Annotated in this window: 4 protein-coding genes and 1 pseudogene; 3 read left to right on the top strand and 2 right to left on the bottom strand. The window is 69.8% G+C overall.

Annotated elements, in window-relative coordinates:
* Positions 1-712: sensor histidine kinase (locus BN9444_RS06420; protein WP_338078336.1), on the top strand; the 712-nt coding region annotated here is incomplete at its 5' end.
* Positions 713-714: 2 nt separating this feature from the next.
* Positions 715-1368 carry a LuxR C-terminal-related transcriptional regulator gene (locus tag BN9444_RS06415; RefSeq protein WP_066484806.1) on the top strand — a complete coding sequence of 218 codons (654 nt, stop codon included), beginning with the start codon at positions 715-717 and terminating at the stop codon, positions 1366-1368.
* 58 nt (positions 1369-1426) lie between these two features.
* Here the strand turns inward: BN9444_RS06415 and BN9444_RS15545 are convergent, their stop codons facing one another.
* Entirely contained in the window at positions 1427-1546 is a 120-nt protein-coding gene (locus BN9444_RS15545) for a PspC domain-containing protein (protein ID WP_420888716.1), read from the bottom strand.
* A 102-nt stretch (positions 1547-1648) separates the two neighbouring features.
* A pseudogene (locus tag BN9444_RS15680) lies at positions 1649-2005 on the bottom strand (peroxidase-related enzyme); the annotation flags it as partial.
* A gap of 921 nt (positions 2006-2926) precedes the next feature.
* Here BN9444_RS15680 and BN9444_RS14745 point away from each other — a divergent pair.
* Positions 2927-3615: sensor histidine kinase (locus tag BN9444_RS14745; RefSeq protein WP_420888712.1), on the top strand; the 689-nt coding region annotated here is incomplete at its 3' end.

Raw genomic sequence — 3615 nt, 5'->3', positions numbered from 1 at the left:
GGCCGGCGTGGTCATTACCGTCGCGCGGTGGAACGGCGGGACGGACTTTGGGCCAGCGTTGGCCGCGGTGCTGCTCACGGTGGTCGGTTTCGGTGCGCTCGTCGTGCCGCTCGTGCTGAAGCTGTGGCGGCAGGTGGCGGACGAGGGCGCGGAGAAGGCGGCATCGGAAGCACGGGCGGACATGGCGGCGCAGCTGCATGACTCGGTGTTACAGACCTTGGCGCTCATTCAAAAACGGGCGGAGGACCCGGAGGAGGTCGCGCGCTTGGCGCGCGGGCAGGAGCGCGAGCTGCGCGCGTGGCTCTTTGACTCGCCGTCGGCGGCGCCAGCGACTGTCTTCGGCGCGCTCGCCGTGGCGTGCGGCGAGGTCGAGGACCTCTTCCCGGTGCGAATTGCGCCGGTGACGGTGGGCGAGGACGTGGAGCTCACCGAGGCGACGAAGCTTGCGGTGCAGGCCGCGCGCGAGGCGATGGTCAACGCGGGCAAGCACGCGGGGGTGGACACGGTGGACGTGTATGCAGAAAATCTGGCTGGTGAGCTCGCGATTTTTGTGCGCGACCGCGGCGCGGGCTTCGACATGGATGCGGTAGCGGAGGACCGGCATGGGATTCGGGATTCCGTCTGCGCGCGCATGGAGGCCGCTGGGGGCACCGCGCGGGTGAACTCGCGTCCGGGAGAGGGCACAGAGGTGGAGCTCACGGTAGCTTTGTAGCCATGGTTGCTGTTTTCCTCGTCGATGATCATTCTGTCTTCCGCGCCGGCGTGCGTGCGGAGCTGGCCGCCGCGGGGGATATCGAGGTCGTGGGCGACGCGGGCACGGTCGCCGAGGCGGTCGCCGGGATTGAGTCGGCGCACCCGGACGTGGTGCTGCTCGACGTGCATATGCCGGACGGCGGCGGGTTGGCCGTGCTGCGTGGCGCCTCGGGACCGGTGTACTTGGCGCTGAGTGTTTCGGACGCGGCGGAGGACGTCATCGCGCTCATCCGCGCCGGCGCTCGGGGCTACGTGACGAAGAATATTTCAGGTCCGGAGCTGGCCGCGGCCGTGCGCCGGGTGCATGAGGGGGATGCGTATTTCTCGCCGCGGCTGGCGGGGTTCGTGCTCGATGCGTTCGCATCGGGTGCGCCTGCCGAGTCGAAGCCCGGCGCGCCGGACGAATCCGTGGACCCGGCGGTTGACGCGCTCACACGGCGCGAGCTCGAGGTGCTGCGGCTGCTCGCGCGCGGTTACACGTATCGCGAAATCGGCGAGCGTCTCTTTATCTCGGTGAAGACGGTGGAGACGCACGCGTCGAATATTTTGCGCAAGACGCAGCAGTCGAACCGCTATCAGCTCACGCGCTGGGCCGCGGACCGCGACTTGGCCTAGCGGGGGGCGCACGGTGCCGATGCCACTCTCTCCGTGATCCCGGAGAGGGGTGCCGAGCTCACCACGAGGATGAACGCGATGAGGAGCGCAATGCCGTGGCCGCCGCCATGAAGTATGCGCGCACCACGGTGGGATCGAGATCGTAGCGCTGCGCGATGCCTGCGCAGACGCTGGCGATTTTTGTGTTACTGCCCGCGGGTGGCTCACATCCGGCTGAGCGTGGAGGTATTGTCCCTCCTGCTCAGGAGGGATAAAAGGGAATGAGATGTGATGTGTGCGCTTAGCGGAAGCGCGCGGGTAGCTCCGCCGTGCCGAGAGTGAGCATGAGGCGGTTGGCCCAGTTGAAGAAGGACGCGGCGTTGACGACGTCGAGGATGGCGATATCGTTGAGGCCGGCGGCGCGCAGGGCGCTGACGTGTTCCTGTCCGAAGGCGAGAGGCGTCGCGGTGAGCGCGAGGGCGGCGCGGCGGATGGCGTCCCAGAGCTCGGAGCCGAGGTCGGCCTCGATGCCCTCGAAGAGGAGGCGGTCGACGGCGGCGCGGTCGCCGCCTTCCTCGACGGTGCGGCCCTGGTGGACCGAGGCGCAGTACTCGCAGCCGTTGAAGCGCGAGACGACGGTGGCGGCGAGCTCGCNGTCGTGACCACGCCGCTTAGTGGCGAGAGGAGCTGGGCGCCGGAGATGTCGAACTCGAGCTTCGCGTTGGCCTCCTCGGCGGCGACGCGGGTGCCCGCGGCGGACTTGAGGGCGTGGTCGACAGCCTGGGATTGCGCGTCGACTTGCTGTTGGGCGCTGAGCTCGGCGGCGCGCTGGGCGAGCTGGGCATCGGAAAGCTGGGCGTAGGCGGCGTTGGCGGCGCGCTGTTTGGCACCGACCTCGCGGTCGACGGCCTCGAGCGCGCGGGCGTAGGACTCCTCGGCGTGGTCGAGCTGGGTCTGCGCGTCGCTCACCGCGTGGTCGGCCTCGGTCCACTGGACGAGTGCAGTGGCCATGGTCGTGCCGGGGACCTCGCCCTCGTTCGTCGCGCCGAGCGAGGCGAGCGCGGCTTGGAGCGATGCGTTATTCGCGGTGCGCAGCCCGGCGCGGGCCGTGTCGACNGCGCTCGGCGCGGGGGAGGCCGCCTTCGACGTTGTAGAAGATGTCGAAGTCGGTGAGCGTGCGGGCCTTGAGCGCGGCGGCGTCGCGGGCGAGCAGGCGGAAGTAGGCGGACTTGGCGCGCTCGGGCTTGATGAGCGCGTCGCGTTGCTCTGCGGTGAGCTCGTCCTCGTCGAGCGCGGCGATCCAGGGGACCCAGCCGAGGGAGTGGTTGACGAAGCTGTCTGGGCGCACGACGTCCTCGGCCGTGTTGATACCCGCGACGGGCTGCCAGTCCGGGGCGGACGTGGGGCGCGGGTTCGGTGCGGCAGGCGNCTGTGCGCCCTGGGCGGCCTGGGCGCGTTCCTCTACGCCGGCGTCTGGGTAGCCACCAAGCCTGCCGATGCCCCCGCCCCCACCTCGCGCTTTGACTTCCGCGCCCATTGGCTGCTGGTCCTTGCCGCCGTCTTGGCCGTCGGGCTCGGCATGAGCGCGGGAGGCCTGCTCATTCCGCTGGTCATCGTCGGTGCCGGTGCGCTGATTACCTGGCAGGCCTACGACCGCGGCCTGGGCTCCGTGACGAATAAGGTCAGCGTGGGGGCGGGCGGCGTGCTCGTGCTGGCCGGCGTGGTCATTACCGTCGCGCGGTGGAACGGCGGGACGGACTTTGGGCCAGCGTTGGCCGCGGTGCTGCTCACGGTGGTCGGTTTCGGTGCGCTCGTCGTGCCGCTCGTGCTGAAGCTGTGGCGGCAGGTGGCGGACGAGGGCGCGGAGAAGGCGGCATCGGAAGCACGGGCGGACATGGCGGCGCAGCTGCATGACTCGGGGTTACAGACCTTGGCGCTCATTCAAAAACGGGCGGAGGACCCGGAGGAGGTCGCGCGCTTGGCGCGCGGGCAGGAGCGCGAGCTGCGCGCGTGGCTCTTTGACTCGCCGTCGGCGGCGCCAGCGACTGTCTTCGGCGCGCTCGCCGTGGCGTGCGGCGAGGTCGAGGACCTCTTCCCGGTGCGAATTGCGCCGGTGACGGTGGGCGAGGACGTGGAGCTCACCGAGGCGACGAAGCTTGCGGTGCAGGCCGCGCGCGAGGCGATGGTCAACGCGGGCAAGCACGCGGGGGTGGACACGGTGGACGTGTATGCAGAAAATCTGGCTGGTGAGCTCGCGATTTTTGTGCG

The organism is Corynebacterium phoceense (genome assembly GCF_900092335.1).
Lineage (GTDB): Bacteria > Actinomycetota > Actinomycetes > Mycobacteriales > Mycobacteriaceae > Corynebacterium > Corynebacterium phoceense.
This window is presented reverse-complemented; position numbering and strand designations above follow the sequence as displayed.